The following is a 26,112-nucleotide window of genomic DNA, read 5'->3' as shown; positions in this document are numbered from 1 at the left end:
CAAGCATGATCACCCGCCCGGGCCTACGGTCATGTGGCGCGGCTTCCTGGTGCTCCACGAAATCACGGAGATGTACCGGATCTTTAGCCAGGACGGGTGATTCACATCACGAGATGTGGGTAATCCTGAGCCCATGGACAGAGCGCCGGCACGACAGTACGCCGACTCAACCTAACGATAGACGACACGCCCTGTTGCAGGGTTACTGACTCGCTTCCGTACGCTTACGAAGCCTTGCGTCCGCCGGCTCGCAACAGAATGCGCCGTGCGCCATGCATCGTCCTGTGTCCGTCGACGGCGCATGCGCTGGCGCAATAGCGTCGGATGGCGCATGATTGACGCAATGTGCCGTCGGACCCTGGAACCGCGCAAGCGGCTGCGGGGCGCGGCGCACCGGAAACCGCCGGTGCCTGCATCGCGTGAATGTTTGCGGCGAAGCGCCGGTGGCGATTGTTCAACCGTTAAGGAGGATTTCGCATGGACCGACCTGATACCGCCAATCCGTTTGGCGATTTCACCAAAATGCTGGAGCAGTTCAAGCTGCCCGGCTTCGACGTGCCCGCCATCATGGAAGCGCGGCGCAAGGACGTCGAAGCACTGGTTCAGGCGAATCAGACCGCCTTCCAGGGCATGCAGTCGCTCGCGCAGAAGCAGACCGAAATGTTGCGCACGACGCTGAGCGAATTGCAGTCGCTAACGGGGCAGCTATCAGCCGGCGGCGCCGCGCCTTCCGCGAAAACCGCCGAGTTGATCCAGCAAAGCTTGCACAAGTCGCTCGCCGACATGCAGCAGCTCGCGCAGGCGGCCTATCAGACGCAAGCCGAGTCGTATGCGGTGATCGCGAAACGCGTGGACGAAAACGTCCAGGAATTGCGCTCGCTTTTGCAGCAGCAACAGCAGCAGAAGAAGTAAGCGCGCCGGATTGCTCGGTCGCTTTCGGACCATAGACATCGTTTGAAGGCCAATGCCGCGAATGATTTTCGCAATCATTCGCGGCAAATTTTTTGTGTGACGTGGCTTTGAATTTCAGCGCGTGTACGTCGCGTCGCGTACTCAGGATCAGGCCGGCTTCGCAGCCTGTGGCGAGTCCCGCGAAGCCGACCTGTCACCCGCTTCCGCAATCACCCGATGTACGAAGCGAAGCTTGTCCACCACCGGCGCGGCCAGCGTGAACGGATAACCGTCCGGCATGCCCAGGCTGCGGTTCAGGCTGTTCAATACATAGGTGAGCGGAAACCAGCGCTTCATCAGGTTATCGAAACTCGCGTCTTCGACCGGCGTGCGGTCGGTCAGCGTCGGCTCGCTTGGATCGTCGGGGAGCAGTGCGACGCCGTACGAAGTCGACGTATCCAGCACGTCGACGATCAGCATGTAATGCGCCCACGTCTCGGCCCAGTCTTCCCAGGGATGCATCGTCGCATACGCACTGATATACGAAGCCTGCCAGTCGGCCGGCGCGCCGTCGCGATAGTAGGCGTCGAGCGCATCGCCATAGTCGGCGCGCTCATCGCCGAAAAGTTTGCGGAACGGTTCGAGCCAGCGCGGGCTCTTCTCCACCAGTTGACTGAAGTAGTAGTGGCCGGTCTCGTGGCGGAAGTGGCCGAGCAGCGTCCGGTACGGCTCGCCCATCGCACTGCGGATTTTCTCGCGATGCGCGTCGTCGGCCTCGGCGATGTTGAGCGTGATGAGCCCGTTGTCGTGACCGGTCATGACGCGCGAACCATCGCCGCCGTCCTCGAGAAATTCGAACGCAAGGCCTTGTTCCGGATCTTCCTGACGCGATTTGACGTCGAGCCCAAACTCGCCGAGCGTATAGAGCAGCCGGCGTTTGGCGATTTCCAGCCGATACCAGTACAGCCGGTTTTCGGGCGCACTGAGGTTCGGAATCGTGCGTGTCAATTGACAGGAGCGGCACAGCGTGTCGGGCGAATCGGCGGGAACCATCCAGTTGCAGACATTTTCGACCGCGTAGTTATGGCACTGCCGGTACAGGGCGCCGTCGGACTCGGGATGCAGGCTGCGCCAGCGCTCTTCGCCGGCATCTTCGAAGGCGCTGATTTCGCGCAGTTCCGGCACATAGCCGAGCAATGCCTCGCAGCGTTCGCAACGGACGTTCTCAAAGAACACGAGGTGCGAGCAGCGATTGCAGTGGAACGTTTTCATGGACGAAGCCCGGGCGGTGAGTGACAGTGTGACAGGCGAGGACGTTTCGCAATGTTCATGCCGCGATTGCCAGACGTCACCCGTTTAACGCACAGTATGGGCATGATCGTGCAGCGGCGTTGCCCCGCTTTGGTGCGCAGTCTGGTTCGTGGCACATGAACGGCTGTACTTCGGCCCGCGTTAAACGACAGAGTGAAGCGGCAAACTCCCAACAAGCCGTGATCATGGCGGCGCCGTGGCCGCACGCGGATTTTCGATCAACGGCATGAAGCTTGCTTTTTGGCGGGCTGCCAACCATAGACCAGGAGTCCGGTGTGTCCATACGCGTCGCGTTGAACCACGTCACACATTACCGCTACGACAGGCTGGTCGCGCTGTCGCCCCAGGTCGTGCGTCTGAGGCCCGCGCCGCACTGCCGGACTCCGATCCTCTCGTATTCGATGCGAGTCGAGCCGGCTCAACACTTCATCAACTGGCAGCAGGACGCGTTCGCCAACTATCAGGCGCGCCTCGTTTTCCCCGAGAAGACGCGCGAGTTCAAGGTGACGGTGGATCTGATCGCCGAGATGGCCGTCTACAATCCGTTCGACTTCTTTCTCGAGCCGTCGGCCGAAAAATTCCCCTTCGACTATTCGCCGGATCTCGCGCTCGAACTCGCGCCGTATCGGGTGAAGCGTCCCATGACCCCGCGTTTCGCCGAGTTCGTCAAGAGTATCGACCGCACGCCGACCGTGACCGCCGATTTCCTCGTCGCGTTGAATCAGCGGCTGCAACGCGAGGTTCGCTATCTGATCCGGATGGAGCCAGGCGTTCAGACGCCCGAAGAAACGCTCGTGAGCGGCGCCGGTTCGTGCCGCGATTCCGGCTGGCTGCTGGTCGAGACGTTACGCCAGCTCGGTCTTGCCGCGCGCTTCGTGTCCGGCTATCTGCTGCAACTCGCGCCTGACATCAAGTCGATCGACGGCCCGAGCGGCACCGAGGTCGACTTCACCGATCTGCACGCATGGTGCGAGGTGTATCTGCCGGGCGCGGGCTGGATCGGCCTCGACCCCACATCGGGCCTGCTCGCCGGCGAGGGGCACATTCCGGTCGCCTGCACGCCCGAACCGGGCAGCGCAGCGCCGATTTCGGGCGCGGTGGACGAATCCGAAGTCGAGTTCGAGCACACCATGTCGATCAGCCGCGTGCTGGAGACACCGCGCGTCACCAAGCCCTACAGCGAGGAAGTGTGGAACGATGTGCTCGCCATGGGCGCGCACGTCGACCGTCAACTCGCGGACATGGACGTCCGTCTGACCATGGGCGGCGAGCCGACCTTCGTGTCGGTGCGCGACCGCGATGCCGCCGAATGGAACACCGACGCGCTCGGCCCGACCAAGCGCGGCTACGCGGTCGCGTTGATGGAAAAGCTGCGCTCGCGTTACGGCGCAAACGGCTTCCTGCATATCGGCCAGGGCAAGTGGTATCCGGGCGAGCAGTTGCCGCGCTGGGCGATGTCGTTGTACTGGCGCGCCGATGGCGAGCCATGCTGGCAAAACCCCGCGCTTTTCGCCGATGAGCGCGAGCCCGGCACCTACACGGCCGCGGACGCGCAACGCTTTCTCGCGCATCTGGCGGGCAAGCTCTCGTTAAATGAAGACTGCATCCAGCCCGGTTTCGAAGACGTCTGGTACTACCTGTGGCGCGAGCGGCGGCTACCCGTCAACGTCGATCCGTTCGACGCGCGTCTGGATGATGAACTCGAGCGCGTGCGTTTGCGCCGCGTGTTCGACGCGGGGCTCGGCGGCGCGACCGGCTATGTACTGCCGCTCGCGCGCGACCGCGATGTGCCGCACGAGGCGCCGAAGTGGGTCAGCGGCCGCTGGTTCTTCCGCGAAGAACGTATGTTCCTGATTCCCGGCGACTCGCCGATGGGGTATCGCCTGCCGCTGGATTCGCTGCCGTGGGTGTCGAAGACCGACTATCCGTATCAGCACGCGCACGATCCGTTCGCGCCGCCGGTGCCGTTGCGCTCGGCCGCGCAACTGCGCATGCAATACGACGACGGCGAGCCCGCGCTGACTACCGCCGATGCACGACGCGCGGCGGCGTTGTCGTCGTCGGCGGGGGATTTGTTGAGCGGCATGCCCGGCAGCACGGTGCTGGCGTATGCGCCACAACGCGGCGAAACCGACGCCACGGCGGCGCCGGCGCGCGGCAAGTCGTCGAAGGAAACGCTTCGCACGGCCATTTGCGTCGAGGCGCGCGATCCCAAACGCGCCGCCGGTCCGAAAGCGGAAGCCGACGCGTTCGGCAGCGGCCGCACGCTGCTGCATGTGTTCATGCCGCCGCTCACCGAGCTCGACGACTATCTTGACCTGCTCGCCGCCGTTGAAGCGACAGCCGCCGAGTTGCGCATGCAAGTCGTGCTCGAAGGCTATCCGCCGCCACGCGATGCGCGCCTGAAGATGCTGCAGGTCACGCCCGACCCCGGCGTGATCGAGGTCAACATTCATCCGGCAGCGAACTGGGGTCAACTGGTCGATCACACCGAGTACCTGTATCAGTCGGCGGCGCAAAGCTATCTGAGCAGCGAGAAGTTCATGACCGACGGACGCCATACCGGCACCGGCGGCGGCAATCACCTCGTGCTCGGCGGCGCGACGCCCGCCGACAGTCCGTTCCTGCGCCGTCCCGATCTGCTCGCGAGTCTGATCGCGTACTGGCACAACCATCCTTCGCTGTCGTATCTGTTTTCCGGGCTCTTTATTGGACCGACGAGCCAGGCGCCGCGTATCGACGAAGCCCGCAACGATCAGGTGTATGAACTCGAAGTGGCGTTCCGCGAATTGCAGCGGCAGATCGATCTGCTCGGCGGACGCGACAGCGCCAACCTGCCCGCGTGGATGATCGACCGGTCGTTGCGCAACATTCTGATCGATGTGACCGGCAATACGCACCGCGCGGAATTTTGCATCGACAAGCTATATTCGCCCGATGGTCCGACGGGCCGTCTCGGCCTGCTCGAATTGCGCGGTTTCGAAATGCCGCCGCACGCACGCATGAGCCTCGTGCAGCAATTGCTGTTGCGCGCACTGGTGGCGCGTTTCTGGCATACGCCGTACACGCAGCGGCTCACGCGCTGGGGCACCGAACTGCACGACCGCTTCCTGCTCGGCACCTTCGTGAAGATGGATTTCGACGACGTGCTCGACGAGCTGAATCGGGCGGGCTTTGCCTTCGATAGCAGCTGGTTCGCGCCGCACTTCGAATTCCGCTTCCCGCTGGTCGGTGAAGCCACGGTGAGCGGCGTGTCGCTGACCGTCCGCAATGCGCTCGAACCTTGGCACGTGATGGGCGAGGAGGGCTCGCCGGGCGGCACGGTGCGCTATGTGGATTCGTCGGTGGAGCGGCTCGAGGTGCGCGCGCTCGGTTTGAACGAAAACCGTCATGTGCTGACGGTCAACGGCGTGCCGGTGCCGTTGCAGCCGACAGGGCGCGTCAGCGAATATGTGGCGGGCGTGCGGTTCCGCGCGTGGTCGCAGCCGTCGGCGCTGCATCCGACCATCGGCGTGGACGCGCCGCTCACGTTCGATCTCGTCGATACATGGAGTGGCCGCTCCGTGGGCGGATGCCAGTATCATGTCGCACATCCGGGCGGGCGCAGCTATGACACCTTCCCGGTGAACGCCTATGAGGCGGAAAGCCGGCGGCGCTCACGCTTCTTCGCGTCGGGTCATACGCCGGGGCCGCTCACGGTGGATGCGCCGCAGCGCAGCCTGGAGTTTCCGTTCACGCTGGATCTGCGCTACTGGTAAGACCGCTCACCCTTAATATCGACAACAATACGACCTTGGCTTTTCAATCGACTTTTCCCTTCGAGACGTCCGCGGCGCGCGCGGACGCTTCGTCCCTGTTGAGGCTCTTGCCCACTCACGAGGGACATTGGGATGAGTTGCGCGACGCATCCGGCGGGCTGCGCGAACCGTGGCGGCAATTCTTCGAGCGGCTTGGCGAAGACGGCATCGCGCGGCTCGAAGGTCATCGGGCTTCGATTGGGCAGCAGATCCGCGATAACGACATCAGCTACAACGTGTACGCAGACAACGGCGAGCCGCGCGCGTGGGCGCTCGATCTGCTGCCGTTCCTGATCAGCGAAGCCGAGTGGGCGCATATCGAGCGCGGCGTGATGCAGCGCGCGCATCTGTTGAATGCGATCGTCGCCGATATTTATGGGCCGCAGACCTTGCTTCAGCGTGGGCAGTTGCCGCCTGCGCTGGTGTTTGGGCATCCGGGCTATCTGCGCTCCGTGAAGGGCTATGCGCCGCCTGGCGGCCAGTTCCTGCAAGTGGTCGCGGTCGATCTCGCACGTGCGCCCAACGGCGATTGGACCGTGATGGCGCATCGCACGGAAGCGCCATCGGGCCTTGGCTACGCGTTGGAAAACCGTCTGATCGTGTCGGCGCTGTTTGCCGATCCATTCCGTTCGATGCACGTGAGCCGCCTTGCGCCCACCTATTCACAGTTGATCTCGACGCTGGTTCAGGCCGCGCAGGCGACGATGCGTCATGACGCGCCGCGCGCCGATGCTTCGCCGCATATCGCGTTGCTCACGCCTGGGCCGTTCAGCGAGACATACTTCGAACACGTGTTTCTGGCGCGTTATCTCGGCGTGACACTGGTCGAAGGCAAAGACCTGACGGTGCGTGACGACATGCTTTATCTGAAGACGCTCGGCGGACTCGAGCGGGTGCATGTCGTGCTGCGCCGCCTGGACGATGCCTTCTGCGATCCCGTCGAGTTGCGAGCCGATTCGACCATCGGCGTGCCGGGTCTGTTGCAGGTGATGCGCGCGGGCAATGTGATTGTTTCGAATGTGCCGGGTTCCGGCTTTGTCGAATCGCCGGCTTTGCACGGTTTTTTGCCGGGCATTGTCGAAATTCTGTTCGACGAAGACCTCATTTTGCCGAGCGTGCCGACCTGGTGGTGCGGCGAGGAGGCGGCGCGCGAGCACGTGTTCGCGCATCTCGATGAAGCCTTTATCGTGCCTACATGGCCGGTCGCCGCGCGCGATGCGCCGCCCGGCGTCGAGCAGGGCAGGCAACGGTTGTCGACGTGGCGCGAGCGTATCGAAGCGACGCCCGGCACCTACACGATCCAGCAGGCGCAGCGTTTTTCCTGCACGCCGCGTTACGAGGACGGCACCATCGGTGGACGCCCCACGGTATTGCGCGCGTATGCGATCGCCGACGTCAACGGCGGCTGGCATGTGATGCCCGGCGGCTTCACACGCATGGCCGGCGAGCGTCAGGCTACCGTGTCGATGCAATACGGCGGCAGCAGCGTCGATACCTGGGTGCTGTCGAGCCAGCCCACGTCGACTTTCACGCTGCTGCCTTCGCCGATGCAACCCGCCGACCTCGCGCGCAAGCACCGCACGGTGTCGAGCCGCGCCGCGGAAAATCTCTTCTGGGCCGGACGTTACGGTGAACGTGCGGAAAACAACGTACGCCTGCTGCGCTTCATTCTCGGCTCGCTCGAAGGCAACGATGCGGACACGATGTTTCCGACGCTCGTCGAACTCGCGCTGCATTGCGGGCTCGTGCAACCGGGCGACCTGTCCGTGCCGCATACGCCGCAAGCATTCGAGCGCGCGCTCGTCGCGAATCTGAGCGAGAGCACGGGCGCGGCGGGCATCGGCCAGAACCTGAATTGCCAGGCGCGCTCGAATGGCGAAGTGCGCGGGCGCTTATCGAACGATCACTGGCGCATCATTCTCGCCGCACGCAACGACTTCCGCGACGCGTTGCAGACGCTGATGCCGGTTCCGGCTTCGAGCGGCGCTTTGCAAGCGGTAGCGGCGAACGGCGCCACGAATGGCGCGAGCCGTTACGACCGGGTCACGTTGATGAACGCGCTCGAACAGTTGTCGGTGCAGTTGTCGGCGATCAGCGGCGCGCAAGGCGACCGCATGACTCGCGACGAAGCGTGGCGGCTGCTCTTCGCGGGGCGGCATATCGAACGCGTGTCGGCAATGAGCGCGTTTTTAAGCGTGGTCGCCGATAAAGGCCAACTTGCGACGCCGGCGGGTTTCGATCTGCTGCTGCAATTGTTCGACTGCACGCTCACGTATCGCGCGCTCTATCCGGGACGCTTCGAAGTGCCGGCTCTGCTCGACTTGCTGGTGATCGAACCGACCAATCCGCGCGGAATCTACGGCGTATACGAGCGTTTGCGCAAGAAGCTCGATGAAATTGCGGTGGCGGCGGGGAGCACGCGGCATCGTCCATTTGCGGAATTGATGCCGCCTGCCGCGTCGTTGCCCACCCTTGCATCGCTATGCGAGGTCGATTCGAACGGTGCATATCGAGATCTGATTGCAGTGTGCGAACAGATTGGCGGATTTGCCGGCGCGGCCGCGCATGAAATCAGCGCGCGCTATTTCAGTCACGCGAGTACCGTGGCGTCGCAGGTGTGGTCATGAAAAACGCGCCTACCGTGCTATCGGTCTCGCATCGCACGACCTATCACTACTCGACATATGTCGAAACCGCGCAGCATCTCGCGACCATCCGGCCTATTGTCTGTGCGTGGCAGCGGGTCGTGTCCCATGATGAACGGATCGAGCCGCAGCCGTCGTATCTGAATAGCCGTATCGATGCATTCGGCAACGACGTCCTTTATTTCGCGTTGGACGCGCCGCATGAGCGCCTGCAACTGGTCAGCGAAACGACGGTCGCGCTCACGCCTCGCTGGACCGACCTCGATCCGCAAGCGACACCCGCATGGGACGAAGTGGCCGACGCGCTCGACTTTCGCGTCGGTGGGCAGTTTCGGCCCGAAGTGGAGTTCTGTTTTGCGTCGCCGAACATCGTGCCGCGGCCGTCGTTGCGCGCCTACGCGTTGCCGAGTTTCCCCCCGGGCATGCCGGTTGCCGCGGGCGCGATCGACCTGATGCACCGCATTCACGCGGACTTCGCATATAAGCCGTCGGCCACGATGTTCGATACGCCCGCCGAGCGCGCATTCGAGTTGAAGAGCGGCGTCTGCCAGGACTTCGCGCAGGTGATGATCGGCTGCTTGCGCTCGCTCGGTTTGCCGGCGCGCTATGTGAGCGGCTATCTGCGCAACGATCCGCCGCCGGGCCAACCTCGACTGATCGGCGCTGACGCTTCGCATGCGTGGGTATCGGTGCATTGCCCGGGCAGCGGCTGGATCGACCTCGATCCGACCAATGACGTGCTCGCCGATACCGACCACGTCACGCTCGCGATCGGCCGCGATTACAGCGACGTGTCCTTGCTGCGCGGCATGATTCTCGGCGGCGGCGCGCATCGCGTGGAAGTGGGCGTGACGGTTCTTGCGCTTTAGCGCCGAGTCAAAAAGTATCGCGGTACTTGACTCTGTGCATACGCACATATAGACTGCGTAGCATGAACCGCCCGCTCTCCTACGACGAATGCAACTGCTTCGCGCTGCGCCAGGCGGCGCGGCATATCACGCAGCTTTACGAGCGCCATCTTGGCGCAGTCGGGCTGACGGCGGCGCAGTTTACGATTCTTGCGAAGCTTGCGCGCACGCCGAACGTGCCGATCCTCGATCTTGCTGACGCCATGGTGATGGAGCGCACCACGCTGGTCCGCGCGATGAAACCGTTGCAGCGCGACGGTCTGGTGATCGCCGAATCCGCGGAGCATGACAACCGCACTTATCTGTTCAGCCTGACCGAAAAAGGCGAGAAGACTTTCGACAAGGCCGTTATCGCATGGCGCGCCGCGCAAGACGAGTTCGAAAAGAAGTTCGGCCATGGGCGCGCCAAGGCATTGCGCGCCGAGTTGTTCACCATTACCGGCTAGCGTCGGCGCATGTGCTCGTCTTTGACGAGTATTCGTTCGCCCCGAAATGTGCGTATGCACTTATAAAAGGAAGCGCAGCAATGCAAGAACCGTTCGACGACGACTGCTTCGCCATCCGCCAGGCCGCGCGTTACGTATCGCAGATCTACGACCGCCATCTCGCGAGCGTCGGCCTCACGATCACGCAGTTCTCTCTGCTTGGCCGGCTCAACCGCACCGGCCCGATGACGATGAAGCAATTGGCCGAAGTCATGCGCATGCAGCGCACCACGCTGGTCCGCACGATCCAACCCCTGCGCCGCAATGGGCTCGTCGTGAGCGAAGCGCTGGGCGCAGACGCGCGAGTGTTGTCCATCGCGCTGACAGCCGACGGCAAAGCGCGGCTCGAAGCAGGGCGCAAGCACTGGCACGCGGCGCAAGCTGAATTCGAGCACAGTTTCGGCGGGCAGCGCGCGCAAGCGTTGCGCGGTGAGTTGTTTGCAATGACGAATGGCATGTGACGAGTGCCGAAGGCAAGCACAGACCAGAAGTAAGCGGCGCAACGCAAGGCGCTATTTTTTTAAACTAACCGGTGCATACGCACATTTAGCCATCATGTCCACTACACCTTCGACTGCCGCACCAGCCGGCGCGGCGCAGGCCGCCAAACCGGCCACACGCATTCCGTGGATGCTGCTCGCGATCATAACGGTACTCGCCGTGCTCGCGCTGGCCGCGTCGTACTGGTTCTTCGTGGGGCGCTTCGTCGAAACGACGGACGATGCGTACGTGGGCGGCGACGTCACTGTCATGGCACCGAAGGTGAATGGCTTCGTGGCCGATGTGCTGGTGCGGGACAATCAGTTCGTCCACGCGAATCAGGTGCTGGTCCGGATCGACGCGCGCGATTACGACGCCCGCTTAGCGCAAGCCACCGCCGAAGTCCGCAGCGCGCAAGCCGCAGTGACGGAATTGCAGGCGAAGAAATCCTTGCAGCTTGCCACCATCAACGAGCACGCCGCCGAGGTTCGCGCGTCCGGCGCCGAACTGACGCGCAGCGCGGCGGATCAGGCCCGCTATCGTCAACTCGTGAAGGACGACGCGGTGTCGAATCAGGTGGTGGAGCGCGCGGATGCCGATTTAACGAAAGCGCACGCCGCGGTGGATCGCAGCAGCGCGGCATTGATCGCAGCACAACGCCAGATCGCCGTGCTCGATGCGCAGATTGGCGATGCCGAGGCGCGCATCGCCACCGCGCAGGCGGCGCAGCGCGTCGCGGCCTTGAACGTGGAATACACGACGATTCGTTCACCGATCGACGGCTACGTCGGCAATCGCACCGCGCGCGTCGGACTGCTGGCCAACACTGGCGTCTCACTGTTGACGGTGGTGCCCGCGAGCGGTCTATGGATCGACGCGAACTTCAAGGAAGACCAGTTGAAGAAGATGCGCGTCGGCGACACGGTCGACGTCGATCTCGACGCTTCAAGCAAGCGTATTCACGGAATGGTCGAGAGTCTTGCCCCTGCCACCGGCGCAACCTTCAGCGTGCTCCCCGCCGAGAACGCGACCGGCAACTTCACGAAGATCGTGCAGCGCGTGCCCGTGCGCGTGCGTCTGGATGTGCCGAAGGACATGCAAGGCGTGCTGCGCCCCGGTCTCTCCGCGACGGTGAAGGTCCACGTCGATCATGCGGATCATATCGACGCCCAAAGCGCGCCGGCTCGCGGATAAACCATCATGACGCACGTTCCAGCCAATCCCGCCGATCAGCCGACGCGCACCAAGGTCTTCGCATTCGCGCTGATGTGCGTCGGCTTTTTCATGGCGACGCTCGATATCCAGATCGTGGCGTCGTCGCTCAAGGACATCGGCGGTGGATTGTCCGCGAGCCAGGACGAACTCTCGTGGGTGCAGACTTCGTATCTGATCGCCGAAATTCTCGTAATTCCGATGTCGGGCTGGCTCACGCGCGTGTTTTCCACACGCTGGGTGTTCGCGTTTTCCGCCCTGGGTTTCACTATCACGAGCATGTTGTGCGGCCTCGCGTGGGACATCAACTCGATGATCCTGTTTCGCGGCCTGCAGGGCGCACTCGGCGCCGCGATGATTCCGACCGTGTTTACCACGGCATTCGTGCTGTTTCCGGGCAAGCAACGGTTGATCGCATCGACGACGATCGGCGCGCTCGCTTCGCTTGCGCCGACCGTTGGCCCCGTCATCGGCGGCTGGATCACGTCGCAATGGTCCTGGCACTGGCTTTTCTATCTGAACCTCGTGCCCGGACTCGTCGTTGCGTTGATGGTGCCGAAATACGTGCACATCGATCGGCCCGATCTTTCGCTGCTGAAAAAAGGCGACTATATAGGCATTCTGCTGATGTCCGCATTTCTCGGCTGCCTCGAGTATGTGCTCGAAGAAGGGCCGCGCAAGAACTGGTTCGGCGACGACGCGATCATTCTGTGCACATGGATCTCGGCAATCTGCGGCTTTCTGTTCATCGTCCATGCGTTCACGGCCAAGGAGCCGATTGTCGATTTGCGTGCGTTGGCGGTTCGCAACTTCGGTATCGGCAGTCTGCTGTCGTTCATCACAGGCATCGGGATCTTCTGCACGGTGTTTCTGACGCCGGTGTTTCTGTCACGCGTGCGCGGCTTCGATTCGTTGCAGATCGGCTTGGCGTTGTTGTCGGTCGGCTGTTTCCAGTTGCTTGCGCTTGCCGCATATTCGACCCTCGCGCGCTTTATCGACATGCGTCTGCTGATGGTGTTCGGCCTCTTGCTGTTCGGCGCCGGTTGTTACCTGTATGTGCCGTTGACTCATGAGTGGGGCTGGCAGGAGTTGCTGATACCGCAGGCGCTGCGCGGCATCGGCCAGCAGTTCAGCATTGCCCCCATTGTCACGATGGCGCTCGGCTCGTTGCCGCCGTCGAGGCTTCGTTCCGCAAGCGGCCTTTTCAACCTGATGCGCAATCTGGGCGGCGCGATCGGCATTGCGGTGAGCAGCACGATGCTGAACGACCGCCTGAATCTGCACTATCAACGGCTCGACGAACATCTGACGGCGGGGCGTCCCATAGTCGAATCGATCTTGCAGCAGCAGACCGCGCATTTCGCGGCTGTCGGGGCAAACACGCTGAATGCGGCCAACGCGGGGCTCAGCGCATTGCACACGGTATTGATGCGCGAAGCATTGGTGCTGACTTTCTCCGACACTTTTCTCGCAGTGTCGCTCTGTTTTGTCGTGGGCTTGTTCAGCGTATTTTTCTCGCGCCCGTTCGGCAATACCGCGCCGCCGCCCGATGCTCATTGAGGACCTAAGATGAAAACGATTGCTATCAAGATGCTGGCAAGCGCTGCATTGCTGACGCTTGCCGCGTGCGCGGTCCAACCCGCTACGCACGCGGATTTGCCGCAAACGGTCGGGACACTGGCGCCCGATGCGTGGGGCGTCGACGCACCGCAAGACAGCGTCAACGCGAACGCGTGGTGGGACCAGTTCGGCGATCCTGTCATGCATCGACTGGTCGACTCGGTGCTGACCGGCAATCTCGACGTGCAGGCGGCAATGGAGCGCGTCAAGCAGGCGCAGGACCTCGTCACGCAGAATCGCGCGGCGTTGCTGCCCGAGTTGAATGCGAGCGCCCACGCATCGTATTCACGTCAGAACACGCCGCCGCCGCTGGGTTATGTGCGTCAAGCGGGCGCCGGCTTGTCGGCGAGCTGGACGCCGGATGTGTTTGGCGGGGAACGTCTGGCTGTGTTAGTGGCGCAAGCGCAAGTCACGGGCCGTCAGTCCGCGTTGAATGAAGTGCGGCTCGCGCTCGCCGCCAATGCGGCAGCCGCTTATGTCGATCTGCGCTGGGCGCAGACGCAATTGCAGATTCTCAGCGAGAACGAACAGATTCGCGCTCGCGCGTTGAAGCTCACGCAACAGCGTCTGCATTACGGACTGTCGACGCAACTCGATGTCGCGCGCGCACAGAACCAGTTGCAGGAATTGCAGGCGCAAATCCCACGTGTTCAGACGGCTGTGCAGCATCAGCTCAGTTTGATCGCGGTGTACTCGGGACGCGCGCCGGAGAGCGTGGATGGATTGCTGCTCGCCAACGCGCGCGAGATTCCCGTGCCCGCGCAACGCGTGCCGCAAGTGCTGCCTTCCGAAGCGCTATTGCAGCGACCCGACGTGCGCACGGCGTACGCAACGGTCGAACAGCGCGCGGCGGAAGTGGGCGTCTCGAAGGCGGAGCGCTATCCGAAGTTCAGGCTCAATCTCGCCGATGGCCTGCTGGCCTCGTCGTATCTTGGGCTGCCTACACTGACCGACAACCTGTTTAGCGCCGCACTGAACGCGACCAGCCCGATCTTCAACGCGGGCCGCATCACCGCGAATATCGATGCAAGCGAGAGCCGCATGCGCGAATCGCAGCTCGGCCTGCGGCAGACGATGCTTCAGGCGTTGAAGGAAATCGAGGACAACCGCAGTGAGCTGGTGAATGGCGCTGTGCAAGTGGAGCGTCTTGGCGGCGCGCTGGAGGCGTCGAACCATGCGTTGCGTCTGTCGAGCGAACTGTACAAGGGCGGCGCGTCGAGTTTCCTCGATGTACTGACCGCGCAAGAAGCATACTTGCGCGACGCCGAATCGTTGAATCAGGCCAAACGCGAACATGCGCTTGCCGCAGTCGCGTTGTATCGTGCGCTCGGCGGCGGCTGGGATGTTCCCGAAACGGTGGCGGAGGTCTCGGCGAGCAATTGATGCAGTGAGTTCGCAATGAGCCGCGGCTCCTGGGTCACGGATCGTGCAGGCACACGGAATGCGGGCGGACAATGCAGGCAGGAGGCTAGTCGATTAGCGCTTTCTGGAGATACTATCCGATGCATACCACCAAGCCGACGAGGTCACGATGACGCGGCCATTTTTCACGATCGGGCATTCCACGCGCGCGCTGTCAGAATTCATCGACTTGCTCAAAGCTTCGGAGATCGAAACGTTGGTCGATGTGCGCAGCATCCCACGCTCGCGCACCAATCCCCAATTCAACCGCGACACCCTGCCGGACTCGCTTTTGCCCGCGCATATCGACTATCTGCATCTCGCGGAACTCGGCGGACGGCGCAGCCGCCGCAAGGACGAGGGCCCCTCCGTGAATGCATACTGGACGCATCCCGCGTTCCGTAACTATGCCGATTACGCAATGACGAGCCCCTTTCAGAAGGGGCTTGCGGAACTTCGTGAACTTGGCCATCGCCACCGTTGCGCGATCATGTGTTCCGAAGCGGTGTGGTGGCGTTGCCACCGGCGCATCATCACGGATTACCTGCTGCTGCACGGCGAAACCGTATGGCACATCATGGACGCGCACCACGTCAACGCGGCAACCATCACGCCGGCGGCGCAAGCGCAGCGCCATGGCTTGCTCGTCTATCCGGCAGAATCCGCTTCACACTGAAACGGACAAAAGACACTATCCGGCTTTGCCAACGGGCGCAAATCGACGCTTGCCACGCGCGGGTGTCAGGCGACGGAATCGCTCCTTCTTGTGTTCTTCTTCGAAGTGACTGAGCGACGGCTTGACGAGATCGCTGCGCGAGACGATGCCGATAAGACGCATCGACTTTGCATCGGCCACTACGGGCAATCGTTCAAGGCCGTGCACGGCCAGTCTCGTCGCGACAAGGCGGCAGGTCTCGGACGGCAAAGCGAACGCCGGCTCCCGTTGATTGAAAACGTCGGTCACGCTCATGGCCGGGCGCAGGTTCGGGTCCTCGTCGCGGAACTGTTCGAGCAACGCGCGATCGGCCACCCCGACCACCATGCCTTCACGCACGACCGGATAGGCGCGGCGTGTTTGCTTCGCGCCGAAGAACTTGTCGAGTGCCGCGCCGACTGTGATGCTCGCGTCGATTGATTCGACTGAGGCGGTCATCACTTCGTCCACATGATGACGTTCGAGCGGATCGACGCCATATTCACGGTAGATGTGATAACCGCGCCGCGCGATTTTTTCGGTCATGATCGAGCGGCGCATCGTCACCGTGGCAAAGCCGTGAGCGACCAGCGTTGCGGTCAGCAGCGGCAACAGCGCGTTGCTGTCGTGCGTGAGGCCGAATGCGAACACGATTGCGGTTAGCGGCGCACCGAGCGTCGCGCCGAGCGTGGCGGCCATGCAGACGAGCGGCCACAACGCCGGCTGGTTGCCCGGCAGCCAGTGCGAAAGGACCGTGCCGAGTCCCGCGCCGAGCATCAACAGTGGCGCGAGCACGCCGCCCGATGTGCCGGAGCCTAGCGCGACGACCCATATGACGGCCTTCACAGCGAGCAGCACCAGTGCGATCTGCAAGGCAATGTGTTGATGCAGCAGATCGCCGATCACGTCATAGCCCACACCGAGCGCGCGCGGCTCGAGCCATCCGCCGATGCCTACGACGAGTCCGCCGAGCGCGGGCCACCACATCCAGTGGATCGGCAACTTGCCGAACAGGTCTTCCGTCTTGTACAGCGCAGCGGAAAGCCCCGACGCGAGCGCGCCCGACAATAACCCTGCAATCAGGCAGGAAAACAGCGACCAGCCATCGGGCGCGGCGGTTTCCAGCGGAAACAACGGACCTGTGCCGAAGAATGCCGCGCGAGAGAAACCGGCCACCGCACACGCGACGGCGACCGGCAGAAAACTGCGCGGGCGCCATTCGAACAGCAGCAATTCGACCGCCAGCAGCACCGCGGCTACGGGCGTGCCGAACACCGCGGTCATGCCCGCAGCGGCGCCGGCGACGAGAAGCGTCTTGCGTTCGGCCGACGTCACCTTGAAGCATTGCGCGATCAGCGAGCCGAGCGCGCCGCCGGTCATGATGATCGGTCCTTCAGCGCCGAACGGACCGCCACTGCCGATCACGATGCCCGACGACAGCGGCTTGAGCACGGCCACTTTCGGCGACATCCGGCTCTTGCCGAACAGGATTGCTTCAATAGCCTCGGGAATGCCGTGCCCGCGGATTTTCTCGGAGCCGAACCGCGCCATCATTCCGACGATGAGCCCGCCGGCCACCGGCACGCCAATGACCCAGACGCCGAGGTTGTTATGCGCGGGGGAATGTTCGACGAACGACAGCGTGCCGAAGAAGAACAGGTTCGTGAACAGATGAATCAGGTTCAGCAACACGTAGGCTGCGAGCGTGCTGACCGCGCCGATGCAGGCTGCCAGAGCGAAAATGCCTGGCAGCCGTGCGTTCGCGGAGAAGTCCCGCTTGTGGGAGTCAATGTGCATGATTACTCGAGGTCGATCTGTGGAACGCGGAATGCGCCTTCAAGCGATTTCAGCTCGGCGCGGTGAAGCTCCGCAAGTCTTGCGAGCACCCGTTCGCCCGCTTTTTCAATGTGGACTTCAACCTGGCGGCGATCGGTTTCGCTAGTCTGGCGGCGTACCAGCTCGAGCGCTTCGCAACGGGACACGAGCGCGACGACGCCGTGATGCTGGGCCTGGAGCCGCTCCGCCAGCTCGCCGACGGTCGCCCAGTCGCGCTCCGGATATCCCTTGATATGCAGCAGCAACAGATATTGCAGCGGCGTGATGCCTTCGCTCTGCGCGGCCTGTTCCGAGAAGCGCTCGAAGCGCCGCATCTGATAGCGAAACTCCGACAGCTGCTCAAAGTCGATTTTGCGTAGCCCGCGAGCCCGTTCTTTCATTGATCGTCCGCCAATGCGAATAAACGAGAATTATATCATTTGATGATACATTCAGCCGCATACCGTTTAGCCACGCGTAAAACGGAAGACGTGTTGCGCAATTCGATGCCGCGATCAGGCGGCCTGCTGCGCCTTGACCACGGTCTGCCGGTAAAGCCCGGAAATCAGATCCACCTGCGTAATCATTCCAACCGCGTGTCCGGCGGTATCCAGTACAGGGATATGGTGGTGACCGTAGTTGGCGAACATCGGCACGAGGTCGGTGATCGGCGCACTCGCCTTGACGGTGCAGACGTCGGTCGTCATTACGTTGCCGACTGTCGGCGCGCGTAGTGCATCGCCGCGTAACCAACCGTCGAAATAGGTAATGAACGGCGAGAACGAACCAAAGATTCTTTTATCGACGAGGTCGGCACGCGTCACGATGCCGATCAGACTGTGGTCGGCGTCGATCACGGGAAGGGCCTTCACCTTGTTGCGCTTTAACAGCGCCCATGCGGCCACGGCGCGCGTCGTAGCCGCGACAGACACGACGTGACGCGACATGATGTCTTCACAGGTCAGTTCATTGAAGCTGCGCGAGAACGCCTGAAGCTGCGTTTCCCGCAGCAATGATTCGAGATCGTCCGGGTCGATGTCGAGCATTTCGCTGCGGCGCTTCAGCACGGCTTCCAGATCGGCGCGTGTAAAGCCGGCACGCGAGCCGGCGTCCGCCGCGTTGCCCGCGCCGCGGGCTTGCCGCATGGAGTGCGGATAGCGGTGGCCGGTGGCCGCGTGATAGGCGATCGCGGCGGCGAGCAACGCGACGGACTGCACCGCGATCGGCTCGAGCACGAACCGGTAGCCCAGCGCATGAATGGCGGGACCGCCGAGTACCGCGGTCAACGCGACGGCGCCGGAGGGCGGGTGCACGCATCGAAGCGCGAACATTCCGCAGATGGCAAACGCCACGGCCAGCGCGGCCGCAAGCGTTGGGTCCGCAATGACGTTCGCGCACGTCACGCCAATGATCGCGGACACGAGATTCCCGCCGATGATCGACCATGGTTGCGCGAGCGGACTGGCGGGCACGGCAAACAGTAACACAGCCGAAGCGCCCATGGGCGCGACCAGCAGCGGAATGTTCGCGCCGGGTCCTAACAGCAGATACATCGAACCGCCGGTGAACGCGATGCCGAGCAGCGCTCCCAGACAGGAACGCGCGCGTTCCTGCCATTTAACGGTGACCGGTACGGGGAGGAAGCTGGAAAACCAGCGCAAAACGAGAGAGCGGGACAAAGTACGAACGGAGAGTTAGTCGATTGTGCTGGGTTGCGACGATACGGGGAAACCCCTGGCAACGCGAATATCGTCTCGTCATAATTATATTTCAATATGATATAAAACGCCGACGCTGCATGTTGCGGAGCGCAAATATGCAGCGGGCTTGCACACCCGAGCCACGCGAAAAACGCGAGATAGAGTCAGCCCGTCAAGGGTCCGTTGTGTGCATGTTGAACTTCGCCAACGCGATGAGCCGCGGCGTTCTCCGCATACATGTACGTGCGATTGAACGGATAGTCACTGCGGGCAGAGGCGATGCGACCGGCGGAACGGCCATCCGTCTTCGGCAATTCAGCAGGACGCGAGGCGAGGATCTGGAATAGCGACGTCCACCCGCGCTCGAATCCCATCGCCGATCCTGCCAGATACAGCCGGTACGCACGGATCACCTTCTCCGCGTCCTTACCCAGAATACGGCGCGCCTCGTCGAGGTGGGCTTCGAGCGCATCGGCCCAATGCCAGAGCGTTCGCGCGTAATGCGGACGCAGGCACTCGGCGTCTACCGGTTCGAGATTGCCGCGCGTCATGGCTTCCATCATCACGCTAACGTGCACGAGTTGACCGCCCGGAAAAATGTACCTGTCGATGAAATCGCCCATGCCGCCGCCGACTTCCGGGTTGTCGGCGCCGCCCGCGGTGATGCTGTGATTCATCATCAGACCGCCGGGTCGGAGCAAGCGCCGGATCTTTGCAAAGTACACAGGCAGATTCGGTCGGCCAACGTGTTCGCACATGCCGACTGAAGCAATCTTGTCGAAGGGCGCCGATTCGTCGACGTCGCGGTAGTCCTGCAAGAGCATTTTGACGCGACCCTGTAGCCCTTTTTGCTCAATGAGCCGGTTGACGTACGCGTGCTGGTTCTTCGACAGCGTGATGCCGGTGGCGGCCACGCCGTAATGTTCGGCAGCCCACAGCAGAAGCGCGCCCCAACCGGCGCCCACGTCGAGAAAGCGCTCGCCGGAACGCAGCATCAGTTTCTTGCAGATGTGGTCGAGCTTCGCCTGCTGAGCCTCGGCGAGCGACATATCCGGCGTCGAAAAATACCCGCACGAGTACACGCGCAACGGGTCGAGCCACAGCGCGTAGAAGTCGTCGGAGATATCGTAGTGATGCTGGATCTGTGCGGCGTCCTTCGCACGGCTATGATGCGTGTGCTCCCAGATTGTGCGGCGAGTGCGGCTGATCGGGCCCATCAGCCATCCCTGCGCTTCCTGTGTGGGATCGCTGCGGAGCAACGCCGGTGCGGCCGCCATCAGGTCGTGCATGTTCCCTTCGATTTCAAGCCGGCCTTCCACGTAGTCTTCCGCCAGCCGGCCGATCGCGCCTTGCGTCAGATGCAGCAGCGCCCGCATGTCGCGGATCACGAACGACAGACGCGGCTGCGGCGCTCCGATGCGCTGGCCGTCGGGCAGGGCCACGGAACAGGGCAGCGGCAGACCGGCGATCTGCTGTTCCGCAGGCGAACGCAAAAGGCTCGATAGCGTCATGGCGTGTACTCCTGGCAGCAACGTTCCCGTGTTTCTACCGAGCATCATTCATGCCGCACCGGCAAACCGTCTCGCGCGTTCGCGCGGGTCGCCGTCCGGCTGCAATAATGGAGCGCTTCCAAATCCGTTAGCTATCCGGAGCTTTTTGACCCATCCCATTCGAGTGGCGAAAAACACGCATTGCGGCTGCAGCTACTGCATTCGTTCCAGCCGAGGATTTCCTCATTGCAAAGCGTTCATGGTAGTGACAGCATACTTACATCAGCCGGGCGCCAACGGGGACGCTCGGACGCACTTCATTAGACGTCGATACATCATGCAGCGCAGGAGCTTCGTACTCGCGGCGTTGGGCGCGGCCGGCATGCTGCGCCGGGCGCATGCCGTGTCGATAGCCGATTTCCACATCGTGCATCCGCGAATCCGCCCCGGGGCGGAAGTCCATGCGGCGTTTGCGCTTGCGGTGCTGGACGTGGCCATGAAAGCGGCCAACGCTACCTATTCCATCCGTCAGGCCGATGTCGCGATGGAGCGCGGCCGTGCCTTGGCCGAACTCGCTGACGGCGGTTCGATCAACCTGCTTTGGACCAGCATGGACAGTCGGGCAGAAAGCGGCCTGAACGTGGTCCCGATTCCCGTGAATCGCGGCTTGATCGGCTATCGCGTTTTCGTCATAAGAAAAGACCGGCAAGCCGAGTTTGACCGCGTCGGAAATCTTGCCGATCTCCGGCGGTTGACCGCCGGCCAGGGGCTAGGCTGGGTCGATACGGATATCCTGGTGGACGCCGGTCTGAAGGTCGACACATCCACGACCGAGACGTTGTTCGCCATGACCCGCGCCGGACGGATCGATTATTACCCGAGAGGTGTCATCGAGGCGTTCCCCGAACTGGAGGCCCGGAGTCAGACCGAGCCGGATCTCACGGTCGAGAAACGTTTGCTGCTGAAGTACCGGTCGGACTTTCTGTTCTATGTGGCCCGCCACTCTCCGGCACTCGCCGGGACGATCGAGCGCGGCTTCACTGCGGCTTACAAAAACGGCTCGTATATGCGGCTGTTCAATTCGCATCCGTACATTCAGCAGGCGCTGGTGCAAGCCAATTTGCGCGAGAGGAAAGTCATTGAACTGGACAACCCGTATCTTTCCGCGGCGGACCGAAAGATTCCGGAGAAATACTGGGAGCAGTGGCCGATCGTGGCGCACGATCGTACTGCGTAGCGGAAAGCGAGCCCCCAACGCGGTTGGTGGCGCGACTAGCGAGCAGCGTCAGGATTTCCTTACCCCGGAATCGGGATACCCTTGGCGCATTCTCCGCGCTGCCTGACTGTCGTGCGATTACTGTCGCTCTATGATGGACAGGTCATAATGGCCCAGCCAGGTAAACAGCCATGATTCCCTATCTGTCGGAGCGTGAAAATGAGGTGGAGCATATCAACTCGATCTGCTTCCGGCTATTCGATATCTGGTGTGAACGGCGGAGCATCACGCCGTTGGGATATCTGATGCATTGCTGGCCGCTGCTCGACAGCGGACCGAAGGCAATCAGGCGGATTGGGGAGACGTTGCGCGAACTCAGAAAATCGCATCCGACGGAACTGGATGGCGACACCGCGGCGATGCTTCTGGAACTGGCCGATTGCGTCGACGACCTGCTGCTGCGCGCAGTCCATGAGCCAGCAGGCGCAATGGCAATCCGGCTGTCGTCCTGAGTCGAATGCAGCAGGTTGGAGCGAGGAATCGGGCGGTGCTCATGCATGGCGTCAAAACGCAGCAGCAACCGCTTTTTCAGAGCGGGCGCTGAAAAACCGCAGTCGCCGCACGAGCGCAGAACAGCAACTGACATCACCATGCTTGCGGGGGCAATATGGCTGTCAAGCCCATGGGGGAGTGGTGGTATCCGCTGAGGCGGTTCCGGCACAGTGTCGTGCTCCGGCTTCTTGCGATCGCGATACTGTTTAGCTGCGTTCTCACCCTGTTGCTGACCGCGCTGCAAATTCACCGCGATTACAGCGCGGGAATTGCGCGCATCGAGAACCGTCTCGCGGATATCGACAGAAGCTACCGCGATAGTCTTGGCGAGGCGCTGTGGCGGCTCGACGAAGCACAGCTGCGGCTGGAACTCGGCGGCATTGTGCGCCTTGCGGATATCAGCGTCGCTCAGGTGCGCCAGTCCGGAAGCGGCACCGCGCCGTTGCTGATCTCCGCCGGTAAACTTACGAGCGGGCCTGCGATAGCGCGCGAATACCCGCTGGTGTATCGCGTGCAAGGCAAGGAACAGCGTATCGGCACGCTGTACGTGCAGGCAACGTTGAGCGATCTGTACCACGACCTCACGCATACAGCGCTTCTCATTCTGGCGACTCAAGCCGCCAACATCTTCCTGGTTTCCCTTTTCACCATCTACATTCTGACGCGGCTCGTGACGCGCCACCTCGTGGTTCTTGCACGAACCGTCGATAGCTACGATTTTCGTCAGCCCGCTAGCCCGTTGATGCTGAATCGCCGCCCGCCGCGCGAGCCGGACGAACTCGAGCGAGTGGTCACGGCGTTCAATTCGATGGGCCCCCGGCTGCATCGCGCGTATCTCGACGAGCGTGAGGCCGCCGTCGAACGCGAAGCGCGCCGTTCAGCCGAAGCGGCCAATCGCGCGAAGGGCGAATTCCTCGCCAATATGAGTCACGAGTTGCGCACGCCGTTGAACGCGATTCTTGGTTATGCGCAGATCTTGCGGCGCGACGCGAGTCTGAGCGAGAGGCATCGCGAAGGCGTCGGCGTGATTCAACGCAGCGGCGACCACCTGCTTGCATTAATCGGCGATGCGCTCGATTTTGCGCGGATCGAAGCGGGCAGGCTGCGCGTGGAAATGGACGATGTGCCGCTTGCCGGCACGCTCGACGCCATCCGCGAGATCATTGAAGTGAAGGTCGCGCAACACCATGTCGAGTTTATCTGGCGCGTTGCGCCCGATGTGCCGGATGCCGTCCGCGCGGACGAACGGCGCTTGCGCCAGGTGCTGCTGAATCTGCTGGTGAATGCGTTCAACTTCACGGATCACGGCAGTGTAAGCCTGCTGATCGAAATGAGCGCCGCAGGCAGGGTCTGTTTCGAGGTTCGCGATACGGGCATAGGGATGGACGCCGATAAACTGCAGACCATTTTCGAGCCCTTCGAACAGATCGAGCAGGCCGAACGCGGCGCGGGTGGCACGGGCCTGGGTCTGACAATCAGTCAGCAGTTTCTTCGCGCGATGGGCAGTGAAATTCACGTGCAAAGCCAGCCGGGCCGCGGCAGTGTATTCTGGTTCGAACTGGAGCCGGCATCGGGCGCGCCGCCTGCGCCGGTCGCCGCGGATGTGCGCATGGTGTCGGGCTACAACGGACCGCGCCGCAAGGTGCTGGTGATCGACGACGTCGCCATGAACCGCGCGGTGATGGTCGAATTCCTCGGCCGGCTCGGCTTCGAGATCGTCGAGGCGACAGGCGGCCGGCAAGGACTCGCGAAAACGTTGAGCGAGCGCCCGGCGCTAATTGTGACTGACATTGTGATGGCTGACATGGACGGACTCGAAGCGACCCGCAGATTGCGCCAGATTCAGGGCTTCTCTGACGTGCCGGTCATTGCGACATCGGCGAGTCCTTCGGGCGCCGACGAACAGCGCAGCCTCGACGCCGGCGCCAATGCATTCCTCTCCAAACCGATCGACTTCGATCAACTGCTCGCGCACGTCGCGCGTTTGCTGCACCTCGAATGGATTTACGCACCGTCGGACAATCTGGCCGCTGCATTGGATGCCTCCGCTGCGCCGGTTTTCGCCGTACCCGACGACGAACTCGAAGAATTGCATCTGCTGGCGCGTCGCGGCGACATGCAGGAAATCGCGCTGTGGGCGGAACGCGTCGCGAAGCAGAACGCGCAATACACGCTGTTCACCGCGCGGATTCTCAATCTTGCGAAGGGCTACCAGTCGAAGGCGCTGCTGAATTTCGTCGAGGAACACCTCGAACGCAAGGCCGTCCCATGAACGACGCGTCTCTTCCCGCCGACCATCCGGCCACCGTATTGATTGCTGACGACAGCCCGGCCAATCTCGCCATCGTCGTCGAAAGCCTGGTAGCGCGCGGCTTCAGGGTGCTCGTCGCGCTCGACGGTCCCGAGGCGATCCAGCGCGCCCAGTTCTCGCAGCCCGATCTGATTCTGCTCGACGTGAGAATGCCCGGCATCGATGGTTTCGAAACCTGCCGGCGCCTGAAGTCCGACGAGCGCACGCGCGATATCGCCGTGATCTTCATGACGTCGCTCACCGGCAGCGAGGACATGGTCGAGGGATTCTCGGCGGGCGGTGTCGATTACCTGACGAAGCCCGTGCACGTCGACGAGATGATGGCGCGCATCAGCACGCATCTTGCGTTAAGGGGCATGCATCAGAAACTGATTGCGCAGAACCGGCAACTACAGGATGAAGTGCTTGTGCGTCAGCAAGCCGAAGCCGCATTGTCACGCGTGCGCGACGGGCTCGAAGCCAGCGTCGCGCAGCGTACCGACGAACTCGCGCGCGCGAATGCGACGCTCCAGTCGCAGATCGAGGAACGCCGACGCGCCGAAGCGCGGCTCCTCGCGAGCGAATTCCGTTTCCGCACGATTGCCGAGACAAGTCCGGTGCCGCTGTGCATCACGTCAATGCCGGAAGGCCACATCCTGTATACGAACAAGCCTTTGCGGGAACTGTTCGGCATTGACTATGTGAGGACCCACGTCGCCAATATCGTCGAGCTGTATGCGGACACCGCGGATCGCGACCGGCTTGTCGAACATTTGCGTCATGAAGGAAGTTTTCGCAATACCGAGGTTCATTTCAGGCGAGCGGACGGCACCACTTTCTGGGCCATCGCGACGGCACGTGTCGCTACCTACGACGACGCGCCCGCGATTTTCGTCGGCATCAACGACATCACGGAGCGCAAGCGGATCGAGCAGGAACTGGTGGAGTCGCGCGAGCAGTTGCGCGAATTGTCCGCGTATATGGAAGCCATTCGCGAAGAGGAGAGAAAGCGTATCGCGATGGAAATTCACGACGAATTGGGCCAACTGCTGACGGCGCTCAAGATGGATGTGTCGCTGCTTAAAATGCGTCTCTCAGGCGATCTGGAACTCGCCAAAAGAACCGACGATATGCGCGAACTGGTCGAAAGAACCATCTGGATGGTGCGCAATGTTGCGAGCCATTTGCGGCCGGCCGCGCTCAATTACGGTATTGTGTCGGCGCTCGAATGGCTCGTCGACGATTTCGGGCGGCGCAGCGGGTTAGCCTGCCAGTTCCGCCTGAACGGCAACGAGCCTGTGCTTTCGGATGCACACGCAACCGCGATGTTCCGCATCGTGCAAGCCTCGCTGACCAACGTCGCGCGCCATGCCTGCGCGACGCGAGCGGACGTCACGCTGACGAGCACTGCGACGGCACTCGATCTGCACGTGAGCGACGACGGCTGCGGTTTCGATCAGGACGCGGCGCGCAGAGACTATTCGTACGGATTGCTCGGCATGAGCGAGCGAGCGCGTCTGATTGGCGGCACATTGCTGATCGACAGTGCGCCGGGTACGGGCACCTCGGTTTCAATCCATATACCGCTTCAGGATGGGCCTTAGA

Annotated in this window: 19 protein-coding genes; 14 read left to right on the top strand and 5 right to left on the bottom strand. The window is 62.4% G+C overall.

Annotation, left to right across the window (positions count from 1 at the left end):
* Positions 1-477: 477 nt before the first annotated feature.
* The gene (locus C0Z16_RS14440) at positions 478-912 is read left to right on the top strand and encodes a phasin family protein (protein WP_102632824.1); all 435 of its coding nucleotides are present in this window, start codon (positions 478-480) and stop codon (positions 910-912) included.
* 147 nt (positions 913-1,059) lie between these two features.
* Here the strand turns inward: C0Z16_RS14440 and C0Z16_RS14435 are convergent, their stop codons facing one another.
* Positions 1,060-2,163: a zinc-binding metallopeptidase family protein gene (locus C0Z16_RS14435; protein ID WP_102632823.1), complete on the bottom strand. Its 1,104-nt coding sequence runs from the start codon at positions 2,161-2,163 to the stop codon at positions 1,060-1,062.
* Between the two features lie 314 nt (positions 2,164-2,477).
* Between C0Z16_RS14435 and C0Z16_RS14430 the strand changes: the two genes are divergently transcribed.
* The 9 genes from C0Z16_RS14430 (at position 2,478) to C0Z16_RS14390 (ending at position 15,426) form a co-directional block, all read left to right on the top strand.
* Positions 2,478-5,960: a transglutaminase family protein gene (locus tag C0Z16_RS14430; protein WP_102632822.1), complete on the top strand. Its 3,483-nt coding sequence runs from the start codon at positions 2,478-2,480 to the stop codon at positions 5,958-5,960.
* 35 nt (positions 5,961-5,995) lie between these two features.
* Entirely contained in the window at positions 5,996-8,626 is a 2,631-nt protein-coding gene (locus tag C0Z16_RS14425; RefSeq protein WP_102632821.1) for a circularly permuted type 2 ATP-grasp protein, read from the top strand.
* Positions 8,623-9,513 carry a transglutaminase family protein gene (locus C0Z16_RS14420; protein WP_102632820.1) on the top strand — a complete coding sequence of 297 codons (891 nt, stop codon included), beginning with the start codon at positions 8,623-8,625 and terminating at the stop codon, positions 9,511-9,513. Before C0Z16_RS14425 ends, C0Z16_RS14420 begins: the two co-directional genes overlap by 4 nt.
* 62 nt (positions 9,514-9,575) lie before the next feature.
* Entirely contained in the window at positions 9,576-9,998 is a 423-nt protein-coding gene (locus C0Z16_RS14415) for a MarR family winged helix-turn-helix transcriptional regulator (protein WP_102632819.1), read from the top strand.
* Positions 9,999-10,078: 80 nt separating this feature from the next.
* Positions 10,079-10,498: a MarR family winged helix-turn-helix transcriptional regulator gene (locus C0Z16_RS14410; protein WP_102632818.1), complete on the top strand. Its 420-nt coding sequence runs from the start codon at positions 10,079-10,081 to the stop codon at positions 10,496-10,498.
* A gap of 94 nt (positions 10,499-10,592) precedes the next feature.
* Complete coding sequence (locus tag C0Z16_RS14405; RefSeq protein WP_175130673.1) at positions 10,593-11,711, top strand: HlyD family secretion protein; 1,119 nt, start codon at positions 10,593-10,595, stop codon at positions 11,709-11,711.
* Between the two features lie 6 nt (positions 11,712-11,717).
* On the top strand, positions 11,718-13,289 hold the full coding sequence (locus C0Z16_RS14400) for a DHA2 family efflux MFS transporter permease subunit (RefSeq protein WP_102632816.1): 1,572 nt from the start codon (positions 11,718-11,720) through the stop codon (positions 13,287-13,289).
* Positions 13,290-13,298: 9 nt separating this feature from the next.
* On the top strand, positions 13,299-14,732 hold the full coding sequence (locus C0Z16_RS14395; RefSeq protein WP_102632815.1) for an efflux transporter outer membrane subunit: 1,434 nt from the start codon (positions 13,299-13,301) through the stop codon (positions 14,730-14,732).
* A 148-nt stretch (positions 14,733-14,880) separates the two neighbouring features.
* The gene (locus C0Z16_RS14390; protein WP_102632814.1) at positions 14,881-15,426 is read left to right on the top strand and encodes a DUF488 domain-containing protein; all 546 of its coding nucleotides are present in this window, start codon (positions 14,881-14,883) and stop codon (positions 15,424-15,426) included.
* Between the two features lie 15 nt (positions 15,427-15,441).
* Here C0Z16_RS14390 and C0Z16_RS14385 read toward each other — a convergent pair whose 3' ends face one another.
* The 4 genes from C0Z16_RS14385 to C0Z16_RS14370 form a co-directional block, all read right to left on the bottom strand.
* Positions 15,442-17,241, bottom strand: a complete 1,800-nt coding sequence (locus C0Z16_RS14385; RefSeq protein ID WP_102632813.1) for a chloride channel protein — start codon at positions 17,239-17,241, stop codon at positions 15,442-15,444.
* 2 nt (positions 17,242-17,243) lie between these two features.
* On the bottom strand, positions 17,244-17,660 hold the full coding sequence (locus tag C0Z16_RS14380) for a MarR family winged helix-turn-helix transcriptional regulator (RefSeq protein ID WP_102632812.1): 417 nt from the start codon (positions 17,658-17,660) through the stop codon (positions 17,244-17,246).
* A 114-nt stretch (positions 17,661-17,774) separates the two neighbouring features.
* Entirely contained in the window at positions 17,775-18,938 is a 1,164-nt protein-coding gene (locus tag C0Z16_RS14375; RefSeq protein ID WP_102632811.1) for an HPP family protein, read from the bottom strand.
* 185 nt (positions 18,939-19,123) lie between these two features.
* On the bottom strand, positions 19,124-20,470 hold the full coding sequence (locus C0Z16_RS14370; RefSeq protein WP_102632810.1) for a class I SAM-dependent methyltransferase: 1,347 nt from the start codon (positions 20,468-20,470) through the stop codon (positions 19,124-19,126).
* Positions 20,471-20,786: 316 nt separating this feature from the next.
* Here C0Z16_RS14370 and C0Z16_RS14365 point away from each other — a divergent pair, with 316 nt between their 5' ends.
* The 4 genes from C0Z16_RS14365 (at position 20,787) to C0Z16_RS14350 (ending at position 26,111) form a co-directional block, all read left to right on the top strand.
* Positions 20,787-21,686, top strand: coding sequence for a hypothetical protein (locus C0Z16_RS14365; protein WP_102632809.1), 900 nt, complete (start codon positions 20,787-20,789; stop codon positions 21,684-21,686).
* Between the two features lie 170 nt (positions 21,687-21,856).
* Entirely contained in the window at positions 21,857-22,177 is a 321-nt protein-coding gene (locus C0Z16_RS14360) for a hypothetical protein (RefSeq protein ID WP_102632808.1), read from the top strand.
* Between the two features lie 155 nt (positions 22,178-22,332).
* Positions 22,333-24,489 carry a hybrid sensor histidine kinase/response regulator gene (locus C0Z16_RS14355; RefSeq protein WP_102632807.1) on the top strand — a complete coding sequence of 719 codons (2,157 nt, stop codon included), beginning with the start codon at positions 22,333-22,335 and terminating at the stop codon, positions 24,487-24,489.
* Positions 24,486-26,111, top strand: a complete 1,626-nt coding sequence (locus C0Z16_RS14350) for a hybrid sensor histidine kinase/response regulator (RefSeq protein WP_102632806.1) — start codon at positions 24,486-24,488, stop codon at positions 26,109-26,111. Before C0Z16_RS14355 ends, C0Z16_RS14350 begins: the two co-directional genes overlap by 4 nt.
* Position 26,112: the final 1 nt, after the last annotated feature.

Source organism: Paraburkholderia rhynchosiae (genome assembly GCF_002879865.1).
Lineage (GTDB): Bacteria > Pseudomonadota > Gammaproteobacteria > Burkholderiales > Burkholderiaceae > Paraburkholderia > Paraburkholderia rhynchosiae.
This window is presented reverse-complemented; position numbering and strand designations above follow the sequence as displayed.